General features: G+C 60.7%; 18 protein-coding genes. 3 read left to right on the forward strand and 15 right to left on the reverse strand.

Annotation, left to right across the window (positions count from 1 at the left end; genetic code table 11):
• Positions 1-433: 433 nt before the first annotated feature.
• The gene (locus JJE66_RS34470; protein WP_200520251.1) at positions 434-583 is read right to left on the reverse strand and encodes a hypothetical protein; all 150 of its coding nucleotides are present in this window, start codon (positions 581-583) and stop codon (positions 434-436) included.
• A 257-nt stretch (positions 584-840) separates the two neighbouring features.
• Between JJE66_RS34470 and JJE66_RS34475 the strand changes: the two genes are divergently transcribed.
• Both JJE66_RS34475 and JJE66_RS34480 read left to right on the forward strand, forming a co-directional pair.
• A complete protein-coding gene (locus tag JJE66_RS34475; RefSeq protein WP_200520252.1) occupies positions 841-1,257 on the forward strand; it encodes a hypothetical protein in 417 nt (138 codons plus the stop codon).
• Between the two features lie 311 nt (positions 1,258-1,568).
• Positions 1,569-2,588: an IS30 family transposase gene (locus tag JJE66_RS34480; RefSeq protein WP_283818550.1), complete on the forward strand. Its 1,020-nt coding sequence runs from the start codon at positions 1,569-1,571 to the stop codon at positions 2,586-2,588.
• Between the two features lie 338 nt (positions 2,589-2,926).
• Here the strand turns inward: JJE66_RS34480 and JJE66_RS34485 are convergent, their stop codons facing one another.
• From JJE66_RS34485 to JJE66_RS34550, 14 genes are all read right to left on the reverse strand, one after another.
• The gene (locus tag JJE66_RS34485; RefSeq protein ID WP_200520253.1) at positions 2,927-4,372 is read right to left on the reverse strand and encodes an amidase; all 1,446 of its coding nucleotides are present in this window, start codon (positions 4,370-4,372) and stop codon (positions 2,927-2,929) included.
• Positions 4,369-4,554: a hypothetical protein gene (locus tag JJE66_RS34490; protein ID WP_200520254.1), complete on the reverse strand. Its 186-nt coding sequence runs from the start codon at positions 4,552-4,554 to the stop codon at positions 4,369-4,371. Before JJE66_RS34490 ends, JJE66_RS34485 begins: the two co-directional genes overlap by 4 nt.
• 49 nt (positions 4,555-4,603) lie before the next feature.
• Positions 4,604-5,545, reverse strand: a complete 942-nt coding sequence (locus JJE66_RS34495; RefSeq protein WP_200520255.1) for a phosphotransferase family protein — start codon at positions 5,543-5,545, stop codon at positions 4,604-4,606.
• 11 nt (positions 5,546-5,556) lie between these two features.
• Positions 5,557-6,957 (reverse strand): amidase family protein, encoded by a 1,401-nt coding sequence (locus JJE66_RS34500; RefSeq protein WP_200520256.1) that lies wholly within the window; start codon positions 6,955-6,957, stop codon positions 5,557-5,559.
• Positions 6,958-6,966: 9 nt separating this feature from the next.
• A complete protein-coding gene (locus JJE66_RS34505) occupies positions 6,967-7,929 on the reverse strand; it encodes an ABC transporter permease (protein ID WP_200520257.1) in 963 nt (320 codons plus the stop codon).
• A gap of 4 nt (positions 7,930-7,933) precedes the next feature.
• On the reverse strand, positions 7,934-9,457 hold the full coding sequence (locus JJE66_RS34510; RefSeq protein WP_200520258.1) for a sugar ABC transporter ATP-binding protein: 1,524 nt from the start codon (positions 9,455-9,457) through the stop codon (positions 7,934-7,936).
• Between the two features lie 48 nt (positions 9,458-9,505).
• Positions 9,506-10,534, reverse strand: coding sequence for a sugar ABC transporter substrate-binding protein (locus tag JJE66_RS34515; RefSeq protein WP_200520259.1), 1,029 nt, complete (start codon positions 10,532-10,534; stop codon positions 9,506-9,508).
• Between the two features lie 73 nt (positions 10,535-10,607).
• A complete protein-coding gene (locus JJE66_RS34520; RefSeq protein WP_200520260.1) occupies positions 10,608-11,252 on the reverse strand; it encodes a hypothetical protein in 645 nt (214 codons plus the stop codon).
• A gap of 25 nt (positions 11,253-11,277) precedes the next feature.
• Positions 11,278-11,559, reverse strand: a complete 282-nt coding sequence (locus JJE66_RS34525; RefSeq protein ID WP_057029833.1) for a BMC domain-containing protein — start codon at positions 11,557-11,559, stop codon at positions 11,278-11,280.
• Positions 11,560-11,572: 13 nt separating this feature from the next.
• The gene (locus tag JJE66_RS34530) at positions 11,573-11,827 is read right to left on the reverse strand and encodes a EutN/CcmL family microcompartment protein (protein ID WP_200520261.1); all 255 of its coding nucleotides are present in this window, start codon (positions 11,825-11,827) and stop codon (positions 11,573-11,575) included.
• Positions 11,824-12,291 carry a hypothetical protein gene (locus tag JJE66_RS34535; RefSeq protein WP_200520262.1) on the reverse strand — a complete coding sequence of 156 codons (468 nt, stop codon included), beginning with the start codon at positions 12,289-12,291 and terminating at the stop codon, positions 11,824-11,826. The genes JJE66_RS34530 and JJE66_RS34535 overlap by 4 nt, the downstream gene beginning before the upstream one ends.
• Positions 12,291-12,803 carry a BMC domain-containing protein gene (locus JJE66_RS34540; protein WP_200520263.1) on the reverse strand — a complete coding sequence of 171 codons (513 nt, stop codon included), beginning with the start codon at positions 12,801-12,803 and terminating at the stop codon, positions 12,291-12,293. The genes JJE66_RS34535 and JJE66_RS34540 overlap by 1 nt, the downstream gene beginning before the upstream one ends.
• Before the next feature lie 95 nt (positions 12,804-12,898).
• On the reverse strand, positions 12,899-14,449 hold the full coding sequence (locus JJE66_RS34545; protein WP_283818551.1) for an aldehyde dehydrogenase family protein: 1,551 nt from the start codon (positions 14,447-14,449) through the stop codon (positions 12,899-12,901).
• Positions 14,450-14,467: 18 nt separating this feature from the next.
• Entirely contained in the window at positions 14,468-15,748 is a 1,281-nt protein-coding gene (locus JJE66_RS34550; protein WP_200520265.1) for an aspartate aminotransferase family protein, read from the reverse strand.
• Positions 15,749-16,384: 636 nt separating this feature from the next.
• On the opposite strand from JJE66_RS34550, the gene JJE66_RS34555 reads away from it, so the two are divergent.
• Positions 16,385-17,179, forward strand: coding sequence for a tyrosine-protein phosphatase (locus JJE66_RS34555; RefSeq protein ID WP_200520266.1), 795 nt, complete (start codon positions 16,385-16,387; stop codon positions 17,177-17,179).
• Positions 17,180-17,287 lie beyond the last annotated feature (108 nt).

Below are 17,287 nucleotides of genomic sequence, written 5' to 3' on the forward strand. Positions count from 1 at the left end.
ACGGCGAAGCAGTAATGCCCATCTTCATCGCCGTGGCGCGCACGTCTGCGACAAGGCCCGACGGCATATCCGCTGGCGCCAGTTCTCCGCAGTCGCTCTTCGGAATCATCGCTATCGGTTCGAAGTCAGGAATCAGCCACCCGCTGAGCGAGGCCGTCACGCACACGGCCCCCGCCACGACGGACCAGAAGCAGCGAGTCTACCGTCGCGTGCGCCCCGACGAGATCCAGGACATAGTCCGGACCCTCGTGCCAGACTGAGTGCATGCTCGCCGTCACCGGTCCACCAGCGTCAACGAGCACGTAGTCGACGCCAGCCGCAGGCGAGGGCCGGACGCGATCGACGCCGCCGCCATACCGATTGGAGACGTCCCGCCACGGATCAGCAACCGCTCTTGGCCACCGGGAACGAGCCCCAACGCGTCCAGCGAGCCCTAGTACGATTCAAGCAGTGCGGCCAAGACGTCCCAAGTTAACGTGGTGATGACTGGCATCAGCAGCGAGTTCGGCAATAACGAATTCTCCGCGTAGCCGCCGTCGAACTCCCGACCCATTTCACCCATCACCGCTGCAACGGCCGCCATCCGGCAACCTGGGATCGGTCGAAGCTGCCACGCCGACGCATTCAAGCACACGCCGGAACGTAACGTTCGGAGAATGTCCTGACGCGTCCTCAGCTCCGACCGGCTCGTTCGAGACGGATGTCATGCCCAACAAGGACCTTTTCACCACATACGCCCAACGAAAACCGGCAGATGCATCTCGTGAGTCGACAGATGTCCACCGATACTTCTAAGATGTCGAGGAAGTAAGTTCGCGGAAGCCGGGTAGGGTGGGGGCAGTGAACTTCCAGGTGACGGTTCTCAAGGTGCTGGTCAGCTATCCAGACGGGTTCGCCGCCATGGCGGACCTCAAGCGCGATATGGCGATTCTGGCGACCAGCGGACGGGACTGGGCCGAACGCACGAAGCGATTGGCGGCCCGCGTGCCTGACCTGGATATCTTCTCCCAAGGTCTCGTCGAGCGGATGAACGGCGGCTGGCGGGTCACCGACAAGGGACGCTCGGTTCTCGAGATCATGGAGGCCCGTCCCGCGCCAGCTCAAGCAACTGAGCTGCCTGCCGTCCGTACGGTCGAGCAGCCGACGCCGGACATGACTCTGTCACCGAAGCCTTCGATAGCACCAGTTCGGCGCAACCGGGAACGAAAGCGGCGCCAACGCGACGCTGTACGGCGAATGCAAGCGAGCGCGTCGTAAGAAACGCCGATTGGAGGTTGCTCCAGTAGTTTCGGCTTTCGGGATATAGGAATATATTCCGTAATCTATGTTATGCGATCCAAAAGATCGCAATATCAGGCCCTTGCGCCAGGTAGCGGAGAATTGCTCGGCAGAGCTCGATACGAAGAATCCGCAGACCCCGACGTCTGTTCGCCTCGAACGTGAGCAGCCCCGGCTTCTCGGTGATCAATATCTCTCGAGACTAGGCCCTTTCATGCGCATTGCCGAAGACACACAGGGCGGATTCCAATTTGAAGTGCAACACCCCCATACATATATCGAGGGTGAGCATGGGGCGTCACTACAGCCAGTTGAGCGCGACAGAGCACAACGATCTTCATAGCCGGATGCTGAATGGCGAGAGCCTCCGTTCGATCGCTCGGAGTCTAGGTCGAGCCCCTTCGACGCTATCGCGGGAGATTTCGCGCAATAGCGAGGATAGCGAAGAGTACGATGCCTGCATTGCAGGATATGCGCGTCGGTGGCGCCGTCGGCATGGCATGGTGAAGCTGCGAGAAGGCTCGGCGTTGCGAGCCTGGGTGTTTGCGCATATCCGACGCGGCTGGTCACCTCAGCAGATTTCCGGCAAGCTCCGCCGGCAGCGTGACGACGAACAGCAGCAGGGTCCTCGGTTGCCGACAGTTTCTCACGAGACGATTTATCGGGCGATCTACGTGTTGCCTCGCGGTCAAATTCGCAAAGAACTTGTCAGCTATCTGCGCCAACATCACAGTCAACGACTGCCTTTGCGCCGCCGCACGGACAAGCGCGGCGGCATGATCGGGATGATCTCTATCCACGAGAGACCAGCCGACGTGTTGGGCCGCGCATTTCCAGGAGACTGGGAAGGCGATCTGATCAAAGGAGCCGGCAACGCTTCTGCGATCGGGACACTCATCGAGCGCAAAAGCCGCTTCACGATTCTGGTCAAGATGAAGGACTGCTCGTCACGTGCCGCGCTGATCGGCTTCAGGCGCGAGCTTGGCAAAGTGCCGACGGCCATGCGCAAAAGCCTGGCCTATGACCAGGGCAAGGAGATGGCGCGCCACGATGAACTTTCCAAGGCCTTGAAACTGAAGGTGTACTTCTGCGATCCGCATTCGCCGTGGCAACGTCCGTCCAACGAGAACATGAATGGCTTGGTTCGCCAATATCTGCCCAAGGGATGCGACCTGTCGATCTACGCCCAGAAGGATCTCAACGCGATTGCCGAAAGCCTCAACACGCGACCGAGAGCCTGTCTCGGCTTTCAAACGCCGATGGAGGTGTTCGCAGCTGAGTGCGCTAAACTGGAGCGTGCGGCCGCCTGAAAAGCAGAAGCTCTTTGCTCCCTGTCTCCGCATGGCAGGCAATCCTTCATGATCGGCGCTGCGGTCAAGGGTGCGCTCTTGCGCCCCGCTCTTGCGGGTCGCCCTTGACGGCAGCGCCGATCATGAAACAATGCCAGACAGGCGAGGCAAATCTACAGCCTCGCCGGTCGCGAAAATTAACGTGTTGCACTTCATTTTTGAAACCGCCCAGTGAATATTCACCCCGGCGAAGATCGGATGCGCATTGCCAGGAAGTGGGGACGACGATCGCCTCCTGTGGAGCAGAGGCGCCGGCATATTTCGACCGGAACCGTTGCCTAAACTCCGGGCCCAGGGCGTCAGATTGCGCAGACGGCCGGCTTGCGGCCGATCCATGGCTCGACTTCCTCCGCTTGGGCGGCAAGCCGCAATAGGGTCGCCTCGTCACCGTGGCGACCGACGATCTGGATACCGATCGGCGTATCGCCATCGCCCAGGGAAAGCGGAAGCGACATGGCCGGCAGGCCGGAAATGTTGTGCGAGAACATGTACGCCGCGTCGGACCAGCGATCTAGGTAGCGCTCACGGTTTCCATCGGTCATCGACCAATAGCCGACAGGGCGCGGCGGCTGGGTCAGCGTCGGGCTGACGAAGACATCGAAGGCCGCAAGTTCGGCAGCGATGGACTGCCCCGCCTTACGAACCGCACCGATGCTCGCCGAATATTCTGCCGCCGAAAGGGTTTTGGCATATTCGAGCATTGACCAGTTGAAGGGCTCCAGGTCTTCCTCCCGCGGCGGATGCCCGACGAATTTCGCGTGTTGCGTGAACTCGGTAAAGGTCTCGATCGCGATGATATCGTTATAAGGCCACCAAGCCGCCTCGATATCAGTCTTGACGTCGTATTCCTCGACCGTATGCCCCAGGCTCTCGAATAGCTTCACGGCGTTCTCGACGGCGGCCTTGACCGCGGGCGCGAAGGGCTCGCCCCAGGGCGCACGTAGGGTATAGCCGATATTCAGCTTGCGCGGGCGATCGGAAAGTCCGGCAAGCCAACTCTTTTCCGGTCGCGGCGCGTGATATGGGTCGCCCGGAAGATTTCCAGAAACGGCGTCCAGATAAGCCGCAGTGTCACGTACGGTGCGGGTATTGCAGAGGAAATAAATGCTGCCGAACCACATGTCGGCTTCGTGAGGACCATAGCTCATTCGTCCACGCGAGGGCTTCAGCCCGACAACACCGCAGCACGACGCCGGCACGCGTATGGAACCGCCACCGTCGGAGGCGTCTGCGATCGGCACGATCCGTGCGGCGACAGCCGCCGCCGAGCCGCCGCTCGATCCGCCTGGGGTGATGTCCGGATTCCACGGATTGACCGTCGGGCCGTAGAGACGCGGCTCCGAGGTGATGCACCAGCCATATTCCGGCGTGTTGCTGCGCCCCACCGGGACCAAGCCGGAAGCCTTCATTTTCCGAACGATTTCCGAATCTACCGGGCAGACGAAATCCTTCAGGTAAGGCGTGCCGAAGGTCAGGGCAGTGTCCTTCCACATCGTGCCCAAGTTCTTCAAAAGATAGGGCACGCCGGCGAAGAGACCGTTGTTCGGAACCGCACTCAGGGAGCGCGCGAGGTCGAAGGTCTCAATGATCACCGCGTTCAGCTTCGGATTGAGGTCTTCGATGATATGAATGGCGGTCTCTATGATCTCAGACGCCTTCACCTGCTTGCTGCGTACGAGCTCACCAATGCCGAGCGCATCGGACTCCGCATACAGTTTCACGAGATCCTGGGTTACGTCTGTCATATCGCCCTCTGGAACACGCCGATTTCGTACGCGCGCCCGTTGTTCGACGCGAATTCAAAACCGATGATCTTCATGTCCACGATCTGGTTCTGGTCGGACACCTTGGCCGTGAAGTTGCCCGGCATCTGCTCGATGTGCTCATTGATCATCGCGAACACGACCTTGGTGACGCTTGCAAGCATGAACCGCCCGTAGAGGTCGCGGCCTCGGACATCTCGTCATCCTTTCTCGTTAGGCCATGCGACGCAGGCGATCTCCCGCAATGGAAGTTTGCGATGTCGTCTCGAAACGCATCATGCGCCAGGAGGCGTATTTGGCGAATTCGAGCGTCGTGCGCGGCGACGACGCGGCCATGGCGAAGGCGACGAGACCCCAGCGCAGATCGTCGAGAATTCCGTAGACCATGGCCCGCTGGAATAGGGCTTCTTCGAAAAAGCCGGTCCACTCGACAAATCCATCCCGTGCCTCCGGCTCGCGATCGAACAATTCCGTAATATGACAGCCAATGTCCTCATACGGATCGGCGTTGGCCGCCAAGTCATAGTCGACAAGCCGCACCGTATTTCCCGGACCGACCATGGTATTTGCGGTATTGCCGTCGCGGTGACAGGGGACCCGTTCGACCCTCAGCCGCGACATCGCCTGCTCTGCCCTGTCGGCGAAGCCGAGAAAGGCTGCCATATTCTTCGGCAGGCTTGCCTTGTAACTGCTGCACGCGGCGTAGGCTGCACGAATCTCGCCGAAGATATCCGCCTCGCGCGATAGTTTTGGCGCCGCTTGAAGAGCTTTCTTCGCGGCAACGATGCCCATACGAACGCCGGTGTTCGCGCTGTCGTGAAGACCGCATGCCCGCCAGCCGTTCCCCAGGTACTCCATCGCGAAAAGCCCATCCTGGTCCCAGGATTGCAAGACGCGCGGCCCGACTCCGATGTCGCCCGCGCGTTTCGCGGCGGCGATGGCCCCCGCCGGATCCACATAGTGCGAGAGGTCAGTGTGATAGTGCTTGTAGATTTCAGACTGATCGCTCCGGCGTGCAAGCCAGATGTCGGCTTCGATTCCTCTCCAGGCCGGCGAGGCCAGCACGGTCAGCGGACTTTCAAGACTGTCCAACGAGCCGCCCAGGCGGGCCTCGGCACGAGCCCGGACTAGGGCCTGGCGATTTGCAGCGACCATAACCACCTCCGTCACGTCGGCTTGCGGGGCTGGAGCGGCCATTCGCGCGCCTGCGGGCCGCCCGGCCAAAGCGCGGATTCCAGCGCCGCGGCGAGCCGGCAAAGCCGAACATCGTCGAATCGGCGCCCGACGAGCTGCACCCCCACCGGCAAGCCACGGGAGTCGAACCCGCCGCAGAGCGACACCGCCGGATGACCCGACTGGTTGAACATCGCCGTGAACGTGCAGTGCCGCAGCGGCATCGCCGGGTCCACGCCCCTTTCCTCGGCCGGGAAGTTCACCACCGGCATCACAGGAGTCAGCAGAAAATCGCTGTCCTCGAATAAGGCATTCGTCTGCGCCACACCGCGCGCTACGCCCGCCTCGAACAGCGCGACTCGTTCGGCCGACCAGTCCCGTGCCTCCTCAAACCAATCGAACAGTTGCCGCGGGGTGTGCTGACGCAGCTGCTCGGCCGCACCGATGTGTTCACGCCATCCACGAATCTTGAACATGTCGTCAATCGGCAGGTAGGCATCGAAATCATAAGGAGGGGGAGCGCTCGCTACTTCTGCAACCAGGCCCGCCATTGCCTCTCCCGCGCGACTAAGCACGTCCAGCACCGCCGTCTCTACTGGAGGACCGAAGCCGAAGCTTTGATAGACGGCGACACGGGCTTTGCCGAAGCTTTCGCTGGGTTCCGTCACGGGGAGTGAAAAACGGTCGTGTCGATGCAACCCGCCCAGAACACGCAGATGCGCTTCCAGGTCGGCGGCATACCGGGTCATGGGTCCGGCCGACCGTATGTCCGAAGCCGGCGTATGCGCGATCATGCCTTGCGTGGGCTTCAACGCTGCTAATCCGCAATGGCTGGCCGGGAGCCGTACGGAGCCTGCTATGTCCGAGCCCACCGACATCATGCCAATGCCCGCTGCAAGAGACGCGCCCGCTCCCGCGCTCGACCCGCCTGGATTCCACACGAGGCCCCACGGATTACGCACGATACCATGGAACGAACTCACGCCCGATCCGCTGAGACCGAAGTCAGGCATCTTACCCTTGCCCACGATGATAGCGCCGGCAGCCTTGAGGCGCTCTGTCGGCGGCGCATCAGTTGTGCCGAGTATCCCGTCTGCATGGATACGCGAACCGTGATGCCAGCGCGTGCCGACGGCGTGCACGGAATCCTTGATGGTGACCGGCACACCGTCCAGAGCACCGGATGGGCGGCCTTCGCCGTACCGCCGCGCTGCAGCTTTGGCTGCAGCAAGGTTTTCACCGGGCCGCAATTCGTAGAGCGCGTTGATCTCGCCGTTCACACGGCCGATCTGGTCGAGCGTGAGCTCCATTACCTCGACCGGATCTATCGTGCCGGCTCGGAAGCCCTGCAACATTTCGTCCAACGAGAGCTTCGATACTTTGTCCAACACCATCACACCTCCTCAGCCCCGCCGTGTCCGGAGCACATCCAGGCCCGCGGCCAGGACAAGCACGAGACCAGTGATCATCAAACTCGCCACAGTGGGAACGTTCATTAGAATGAGGCCGTTCGACAGCATTCCGAGCAGCCAGACGCCCAAGGCGACGCGCAGGAGGGATCCCCTGCCCCCCGTAAACGGCACGCCTCCCAGCAGGACGGCGGTGAGCACACTCAGTTCGAGCCCCACCCCGAGTGTCCCCGACGGAGCTGAATTGATGCGCGCGATCGTCATGAGGCCGGCTAGCGCCGCACTCATGCCGACGGCGCCATAAAGCAGCATCACGGTCAACTTGACGCGGATGCCCACGAGATAGGCGGCACGCTCGTTGACCCCGATAGCGACTGTGTGACGCCCCAGCGGGGTTCTCGCCATTACGAACAGGCCGACGGCGAGAACTGACAACATGATTAAAGTCAGGATAGGCAGACCGAGCAGCCGACCGTAACCGATGAATGTGAAGGCCTCGGGAAAGTCAAACAAGGGCGATGGAGACAGCCATTGCGCCAATCCACGCAGCAGAGTCAGGGCGCCCAGTGTCACGATGATCGGCGACATGGATAGGACCCCGACGAGAAAGCCGTTGAGCAGCCCGATCGCCAACCCCACTGCCAGCACCAGTACAACCGTTGCGATGATTCCCAGATTGGGGAAAGAGAGGCCGGCGACTACGCCTGACAGCCCAACCATCGAACCGACGCTGAGATCGACCTTTCCAGCCATGAGCAGAATCGAAAACGGAATGGAGATCGTCATCAGTGATGCGATCTGCACGGAGATGCTGATCCAGTTGTTTAAGGTCAGGAAGACCGGCGCCTTATAGAAGAAATAGAGAGCAAGGAACGCGATTGCGGCCGGCAGCGCCGCAGCGGTGAAGGAAGCTCCGATATTCGTGCTATCCACCGACTTGTCGTTCGCTTGCGACATGATCCTACCCCGTGATGGTTGCGGCTTGCCGGCGTGGTCCGCCGATCACGGCCTTACTCTGATGAGCGAGTTGCACGATCTGGTCTTCATGGATTTCACCATCGAGCAGCGCGATCTGCTGACCGTGAGCCAGAATGAGCACGCGATCCGAAACGGCAACAATTTCGGCCGGATCAGACGAAGCGACGACGACTGCTCCGCCGCCTGCCGCAAATTGGGAAAGGAGGCGATAAAGATCCTCACGAGCGCCGATGTCGACGCCCTGGGTTGGTTCGTCGAGCAGCAAGACTCTTGTCCCAAGATCCGGTAGCAACCACCGGCCCATCACTAGCTTCTGGGCGTTGCCGCCGCTGAACCTGCTGCCGGCCAGATTGGGCCTCCTCGGCACGAGATTCAACGCCTCCGTTGCCTGATTGAACAGCGACTTCTGGCTCGACCGTTTGCGTGCGATGCCGGCATAATGTGGCATCAGCAGATTATCCATCGCTGACAGATCGCCGAAAAGGCTTTGCTGATTGCGGTCGGATGCAACCAGTGCCACGCCCTTGGCGAGCGCTTCGCTGGGACCGTTCATCTGGATGGCACCGCCGCCGAGCTCATAGACGCCGCCTACCCGCTTCCTTGCGCCAACAAGGCTCTCGACCAGGTCCGTTCGACCCGATCCAAGCAGCCCGTAGAGGCCGACGACCTCGCCTTTCCGCAGATCGAGATTGACCGGCCCGGTGAAGTCCGACCGATAATCCTTTAGGCTGACGATCGTATCGCCAGCCGCCGTCCGGTTGCGCCCGCTGGCGCTGCGGGCCAGCCTCGGAGCGATTGCCCGCGCGATCTCTTCGACCGGCGCTTCGGAGGATGGCTTCGTCCAAACCACCGCGCCATCGCGCAGAATGGTCACGAAATCCGCGATTTCCGCGATCTCGTCGAGAAGGTGCGTCACATAGACGATCGCGAGCCCTTCCTGCCTGGCTAGCTGGCGCACGACATCATGCAAGGCCTCCATCTCGCGGCCGGAGAGTGCTGCTGTCGGCTCGTCGAGAATCAGAACCTTCGGATGCAGATGCAGTGCCCTGGCGATTTCGACGATCTGTCGTTCGCCTATGCTCAGTTTCTCGAGTGGGAGGCTTGGGTTGATGGACGAACTCAACCGCGAAAGCAACTGGCGCGCTTGTTCCACCTGGGTGCGTCGGTCGACGACTCCCCATTTCCTGATCTCGTTGCCGAGAAAGATATTGTCGGCAACGCTGAGCCCTTCGATGACCTGGAAGTGCTGATAAATGATCGCGACGCCTTTCCGGATCGCAAGACGCGGCGTAAGGCAGCCGAAGCTCTCGCCGTTGAGGACAATCTCGCCCGAACTGGGGGCCGTCGCGCCTGACAAGCAGCCCAGAAGCGTCGATTTACCGGCCCCGTTGGCGCCGACAAAAGCGTGAATTTCGCCTTGCCGAAACGTAAGGTCGACGCCCTTCAGCACCTCGATCGGGCCAAAGGACTTGCGCAATCCGGAAATCTTGACAATCTCAGAGGCCATCGCTTTTTGGGTCAAAGGGTGCGGGCAAAAGCCCGCACCGGAGAAGCGCTAGTTTTTGGAGTAATTGGCGATCAGCTTGTCAAGCAATGCCTGGTCTGCCTTGCTTGCAAGCACGGTCGGCGTGTAGGCGAAGCTCGGTCCGTTGCGAGTTATCGCGTTGAGAGCCAGGTCGACAACGTTAGCGCCCAGGTCGTTGATCAGGATAGCCGCACTGGCCTTGTAGGCTTTTCCCTGGTTGACCGCAGTCAGTCCTTCGATAGAGCCGTCCTGACCACCTATGAACAACTTGTCTGGGGAAATGCCGGCGATTGTCACGGCTCGATTGGCTCCGACTGCTGCGTCGTCGTTCAAACCAATCACAATACTAAGGTCCGGATGTTGCTTCAGCACGGTCTCGGTGATGGTCAGACCTGACGCTTGGTCGGCAGAGTCCTGTTTCGCGACAATCTCAATGCCTGCCTGCGCAAACAGTTTTTCTACTTCCGTCCAACGTGGAGCGATCGATGGCAGCCCCGTCAGGGTAGTAACCAATGCCTTGGGGTGCTCGATTTTATGAGCCTTGACCCAGTCGACGGCAGCCTTGCCAATGATCTGGCCCGACTGCGCGTGGTCGAAACCGACAAAGCCATCCGAGCCTTCCATCTTGCCGAGATACGTGAGCCATTTGATGTGCTGCGCCTGAGCCTGCTTCTGGAAAGGTTTGAGGGCGCTTTCATCGATTGGCGTTACCACGATCGCGTCGACGCCGAGTGTGATCCATCCCTGCACAGCATTGATCTGTTGTTCCAGATTATTTCCTTGGGTGTTATCATGCAGAACGGTTACACAACCGAGTTCAGCCGCGCGCTTGTCGGCGAAATGACGAACCTGCTTAACGATCGCCGCCTCGGACACTGAATGACTAAAGGCAATCTTGAACTTTTTGCCGCTCTCGCACGCCTTCTTGCCGCCGGCACGCACTTCTTCAATTGTAACTTTTGAAGGATCGTTTTCCGCGGCGGCCGCCTGGTTCAACCAGAGCGCCGCAACGTAGGCCAACGCGGCCACGGCCGTCTTTGTATATGGACTCGAAATCATAGTTCCTCTCCTATGGTCTGATGTTCAAATTTGCCCGCGTTCTTGTGAACTGTGCGCGGTTTCGTGAACTGTGCTACGCGCGCCCCTTTACTGCCGAGCGGCCTTTGATCGCGCCGAGCTTCTGTGAAATCGTGTCTCGGGCGAGTCTCATGTCTTCGTGTGTCCCAGACATGAAGATGCGGCCGGTAGCGCCCATCATCTGCACATCGTTGATCGTTGCGCGCGGTGCCGCTTTTTCGGCTTCGTTGGCGGCCACGCATGCAAAGAGGGCCGGCGCCATCTCATAGATCAGCAGTGCGACGCCAGGTACGAGAATCGACGCATCGCGCGACCGGTTCAGTATGATTGCATGCTGGTCGGACAGGTCCTCGATAATGTCGTGGTAAAGGATCTCCGGCGCGAGCTGGTCCTCGGCCTTGGCGTCCACCCCTTTGAGAATGGCGTCGCCGGCAGCTTCCAGTGCGCCCATATTGTCGGCATGGAGCTCAAGAAGGCCGAACTGCCGTTCGGTGTAGAGAATACCGGGCTCCATGCCCGGCGCTGCCTTTAGCGCGAGGTCCGTGACACGATGGATCGCCAATGCAGGCGCGACCTCGATGATCAACGAATGCTGCCCACGAAAGGGCGGATATCCCCTCGCCCTCGTAGGCGAGGAAAGATAGGCCGCGAACTGAGGCTGAAGATCTTCTATGGGAAGGTAGACGCGAAGCTCAGTCATACCTCAGTCCTTTCGTCGGACGCTATCAAGCCTTGACCGCGTCGAAATGCTTGCCCAGATCCGGATGCGGACGCGGGATGACATGAACGGCGGTCACCTCTCCTACCTGTCCGGCAGCTTCCGCGCCGGCTTCGGTGGCAGCCTTCACCGCTCCGACATCGCCACGCACCACCACCGAAACCAGGCCGCCACCGACCTCGTTGCGGGCAATGATCTCGACATTCGCTGCCTTCACCATCGCATCGGCGGCGGAGAGCGCGGGCACGTAGCCCTTGGTTTCGATCATTCCAATTGCAAGATTTGCCATGAGAGAGACTCCTTTATTTGGGTTTCGAGGTTTGTTCATCGATAGATCCGACAATCAGCGCGTCGACCGGCGCGGATTTTTTGGGGAAAAAGGCGGCAGCCACCGAGCCTTGGGTGACCAGCACCACTTCGCCGTCGGCGCAGCCGAGCGGGTCGAAAGCAATCAGCTTCGTGCCGGCTTCTGTTTCCACCTCAAGTAGCGCGCCCGTCGGCAAGGTGCCGATGTGGCGCGTGGACCAGACCCTGCCGCTGACGCGCGCCCTAATCATTTCGCACTCCTTTCGATCCTGATGCCCCGGCGGCGGACCTCGTCGCCGGCGAGCGGGGTAAGTCTGCTCCGCCTGCCAATCCTCAGCCGCGTTTCACCTTCAGCCACGGCGGCAATGTCACGCTCGGTAATCAACGGCTTCATCAGTTCGAGCACTGTCGCGGGAACAGTCGTGACCAGTGTCGGGGGCGCCCCCGTGAATGATGCATTGGCCGGCTGCGCAATCGGGACGTGTCTTGGCGGCGGCGACGGCTCGGGCACGAATCGCATTCGTCCTTCTCGCAGAGCCGCGGCGAACGTTGGGTCTGACGCACGCCGTGCCACGGACAGTGCGAACTCGGTCAGATCGGCCGCGGTCCCGACGCGGATATGCTCCTCCTGCACTGCGCCTCGCATCTCGGCGCGCAGCGCGGCAATCTCCTCGGAAAGGAGCTCGCGAATGAGGGCACGCAGGTCGTTGGCCATCAGCGCGCCCCTGCCTCACGCAGCGCCCGTTCTGCCGCTTCACGCGCGTTGCGGACATCGGCTTCGGTACCAGCCAAATAGAGCCGGCCGTTGGCGCCGATCATCCGCATGTCTATCACTTTGATATCGGCTTCCTTCTCGGCCTCGTTGCAGGCGAGGATCGCATAGGCGGCAGGTTGGCATTCCAGCAGATAGATGCTTTCGCCACCCAGCACCATCGAGCCGGTCTTGTTGCGGTTCATGAGGAACGCGTGCTGGTGGTCCACCCGCGTCACGATCTTCGAGGCGAAGATCTTGGGCCTCTCGGCATCTTCGCGTTTCTTGCCCATGGCAGCCAGCGCCGCATCGGCCCCCGCCTGTACTTCGGCGGACGAATAGGCATGGAATTGCAGCGTGCCGAACTGCCGCTCAACGACGAGAAAGCCCGCTCGCACCTCGGCGCTCTTGAGAACCGTGTCCGTTAGCGCCTCGATGTCGAGGCCCGGCGCGATTTCGATGATTTGCGCGGCCATGCGGGCTCGCGGCAGCGTGCCGCGCATCCAGGTGGCGGTATATGCCAGGGTCTGAGGCTGAAGCTGGTCAATGAAGATGAAGGCGCGGAGATCTGTCACGACTGGCCCCTGGTCAACTCACGGAGTTCCTGAAGAATCAGCTGGCGCAGGAGATCGCGATCCATGCCGTCGCCCTGCGCGGCCGCAAGCGCCGGCACCGGCGCCCGCGGGGGGACCGCGGAGCGAGATTCGGGGCCGACCGAGAAGACGCGAACTGCACTGAAATCACCGAAGGGCACAGCCGCATCGCTATTCCACGCGAGCCGTGTCCAATGAACGAGATGCTGGGGGCCGATGTTCTCACCCACCGAGGAACGACCGAAATAGCCTGTCCCGATCATGAAGGAAGGCGCCAGATGGGTGGCAAGACCGGCGGCACCCTGCGAGCATGGCGCGTTGACGACAATCCGGTAAACCGGCAGGGCCGAAGCAAAATCCATCGCGCGCTGGGGATTCTCGCCATGAAAGGCTGCGGAGTGGCCTGCTCCCGTCACACGAACGATCATGTTTGCCGCGCTGACCGCGCGTTCGAAGCTCTCAACCGAAATAGATGCGAGAACGGGGCAAAGCTTCTCCTTCATCAGCGGCTCTTCGGATCCGAAGTGCTCGACAGGAGCGATAAGCGTCTTGGTCGAGGGCGCCACGCGGATCCCGGCCTGCTGCGCTACCCATACCGCGCTCTTGCCCACAGCGGCGGTATTCAGATGACCGTGCGGGAAGAGCCAGTCACGCAGCTTGGCGACTTCGGCTTCCGCGCATATGTGCGCCCCGGCGGCGCGCAAACTGCGTTCCAGTTGCTGCTTGTTCTCGTTGAGCGAGATCAGCACGCTTTCGTTGGTGCACAATACGGAATTGTCGAAGGCCTTGCTGTCGACGATCCGCTGGGCAGCGGCACCCTGGTTCGCGCTGGGATCTACATAGACCGGAGCATTGCCGGGTCCTACGCCGATTGCCGGATTGCCGGACGAATAGGCAGCCCGCACCATGGCGCTACCACCGGTCGCCAGGATGACCTGCACCTTCGGCGAGGTCATGAGCGTTTGGACGAGCGGGACGGACGGTTCTTCTATGCATTGGATCAGGCCGGCTGGCGCGCCCGCAGCAACGGCTGCCGCTTCCAGGCGCGCGGCGGCATCGCGGCAGCACTCTTTCGCCAAGGGATGGGGGCTCAAGATCACTGCATTGCGGCTCAGCACTGCCAAGATCGCCTTGTAGTACAGCGTTGAGATCGGATTCGTCGCAGGCGTCAGCGCCAGAATGATCCCGGCCGGTTTCGGCAATTCGATCATCTTGCGCGCGCTGTCGATGCGAGGGTCGACGAGGTTCGTGTCGGCATAGAAATCCACCAGGGGGTGGGCCGAAAGCTCGTTCTTCAATCGCTTGTGCTCGACCACGCCCATGCCGGTCTCGCGCACCGCCCATTCGGCGTAAGTCTGAGCAGCCTGGTGCGCCGCTTCGGCGACGGCGTGAGCCACCTGCATGACGGAGGCGCGATCGTACCGGGCATAGGCGCGGACCGCCCATCCAGCCCGGTCGATCTTCATCCGCGCTCTTGCCGCTGCCTTGTCAGGCACGGCGAGGCGAGGTGCGTCATCGTGAGATAGCATAGCTTTCCTTTTCCCGGATCAGGCTGCCCGGCGCGGGCTGCGCAGAAGACTGCGCGCGCGCGGGATGGCGGCTTCGAACCGTTCGACGATTTCTTGACAGGTCGCCACATCCAGAAGCAGACCCGGTTTGAACTGCAGCACTCGCTTGTCGAGCGAGGAGAAGATCGCCCACACGCCGTTTTCGTAGAGCGCGCGGGAGACGGCGACGGCACCTTCGGGGTGATCGAATTCCAACCCCAGGATCACGCCTCGCTGACGGATACCCACGAAGATGTCGGAGCTGGCCGCCATGATCTCGGTCAGGGCGCGCTGGAAGTAGTCGGAGACGGAATTAACGTTGGCCACGAGTTCCGGCCGCTGGAGCATGTCGATAACCTGATGGCCGACGACGCATCCGAGTTCAGAACCGCCTGACGTCGAGATGTGTGCTGCGCCATCTTCGTTCTGCCAGGCACCGCATTGCTCGGTCACTACACAAGCAGATATGGGATAGATCCCGCCGCCCAGGCCCTTGCCGGTGACGAAGATATCGGGGGAGAGGCCGTAAGATTGCCAACCCCACATGACGCCCGTGCGCATCAGGCCGGTCTGGACTTCATCAGCAATGTACAAAGTGCCGTATCGGTGGCAGATCTCCTGGCAAGCCTTGAGGTACCCGTCATCCGGCAGCGGGAACCCATAGGTCGCCGGGATCGTCTCGATGATGAAGGCGGCGACATCGCGGTCGCGTAGCGCGCGCTCGAGCGCATCGATATCGTTGAACGGGACCTGTGAGAATTCCTCGGGCCGATCAGCGAGGAACAGCTTGGAGAAGCGTTCGTCGCCCGTGGCCACTGACAGGCCGGAGTGGCCGTGATAGCCCTTGACGATCGACACGATCTTGCGGCGCTTGGTGGCATATCGGGCAGTCTTCAGCGCGATCTCTACTGCCTCCGCCCCACCGGCGCCGAATATGGCGTACTTCATTCCGGGCGCCGTCTTGACGAGCTTTTCGGCGAACGCCGCCCTCGCAACGGAAGGGAACCAGTGGTTCCCCATGTCGAAATAGTCGAGCGCCGATTTTAGTGTGGCAACCAACTCCGGATTGCGGTGGCCAAAATTGTAGGTTCCTCCGTTGAGGTGGAGATCGATGAGCCTCCGCCCGGACATGTCGTAGAGGAAGTAACCCTCCCGGCGATCAATCACGAGATCAATCCCCGCGTCTCGCCAGAACCGGGTTTTACCCGGGTTCCAATACTCGATGGCCTTGTCGAGCAGCTCAGCCTTCGAATCGAACTTGAAGAAACCATAGTCGAACAAGGCGCACCTCCATCTGCCCGTACCTTTGCATTCCTTTTTTCGAAGTGCAACAAAAAATGTTGCATATTGGTCATTATAAAGTGGGTTGTCAGTCATGATCTCGTTTGCGAACCTATGGCTGTCGGGAACTCAAAGTGGGAATTGCGACCGTGAGAGCAGCCAAGCCGTGCAAGGAACTGCGCCACGACCGGATATTGTCCGTTCTGGAAGCGAATCCGAACCTGCAGGTGAACCAATTGGCCGAAGCGCTTGGGCATCTCGACTGAGACCGTCCGGCGCGATCCGAGAGAGCTCTATGAGATAGGCTGTCTGAGCCGCATCATATGGCGCGGCGGTCAGCATCGCGTCAGCGAAGGCATTCCGGGAGTTGCCGAGGTATATTCCGCGATACTTCGCAATGCCGATCACAGCATGTTCGCCAAACGCGCGTTGACATCCTTGACCGGTTGGATGCCGCATATATCGCTCATCACAGACAGGGCCCCTCAACGGGCGCGGGTGTCCGCGCTCGCTGAGGGAGGCGCGGCCCTCGAGACCGGAGTCACCTGACTGATCGTCGACGTCGACGGTTGTCCGCGCCAGCAAACCGAGAATCCGCTCCAGAAATTTACACCGAAAGCCGAACCGGGAAGATCGATGACTGCAGAACGCTCCTACCATCAGCCGATAGCCAGCGCCCGTCGCATTCTTAAGGAAGGCACGTTCAACGCACGCGACGCTGGTGGTTATCCGGTCGTGGATGGTAAATGGCTGCTTGAAAGACGCATCTACCGATCCGACGCGTTGAACGCCCTCAGTCCCGCCGACGTTGAGGAATTTGCGTACCTCGGCGTGCGTACCGTCATTGATCTGAGGGACGCGCGCGAAGCCGACGGGGCGCCCGACCTGATCGATCGAAGTGCGGTGCGGTACGAACGAGTTCCCATTTTCGAGGATCGTCTCTTCGACAGGGACTTCGGCAAGTTTCCTAGTCTCGCCGCACTGTACCGGTTGATCATGGACGAGCACATTCATCAACTGGTGCACGTCATGGAAATCCTAGCCGAGGCGAGCGAGCAGCCCGTGCTGGTTCATTGTACCGCCGGCAAGGATCGCACAGGGCTAGTGATCGCGCTTTTGCACGCAATTGTCGGCCTCACCCCGGAAAAGATACTTGAAGACTATGGTGCCAGCGAAAAAATCCTTGGCGGCGAATTCGAGCAACGTTTGCGCGACCTCTATCGCCAGATGGCGGTCCCCCCCGAGATCTTGGGCGACGCCCCGAGCCACGCGCCTCCGTCCTATCTGGCGAACACGCTAGAAGACATGCGCGCAAGGCACGGTTCCGTCAGAGAGTTTCTAGCAAACAACGGCTTCGGCGCTGGCAAGCAGGACCACCTTATCCGAAACTTGACTGAACAGGTCAATGCGCAGTCCACATCAGTCGGTTAGATGGGAGAGATAGCAGAAGACGGCAGACGACGCTCCGCACGAAGACACCAGAACCCCAATCAACACCGAGAGCTAGGATCATGGACAGGAGTGACAGGGCCATCGAGC

This window comes from Bradyrhizobium diazoefficiens (assembly GCF_016612535.1).
GTDB classification, from domain to species: domain Bacteria; phylum Pseudomonadota; class Alphaproteobacteria; order Rhizobiales; family Xanthobacteraceae; genus Bradyrhizobium; species Bradyrhizobium diazoefficiens_C.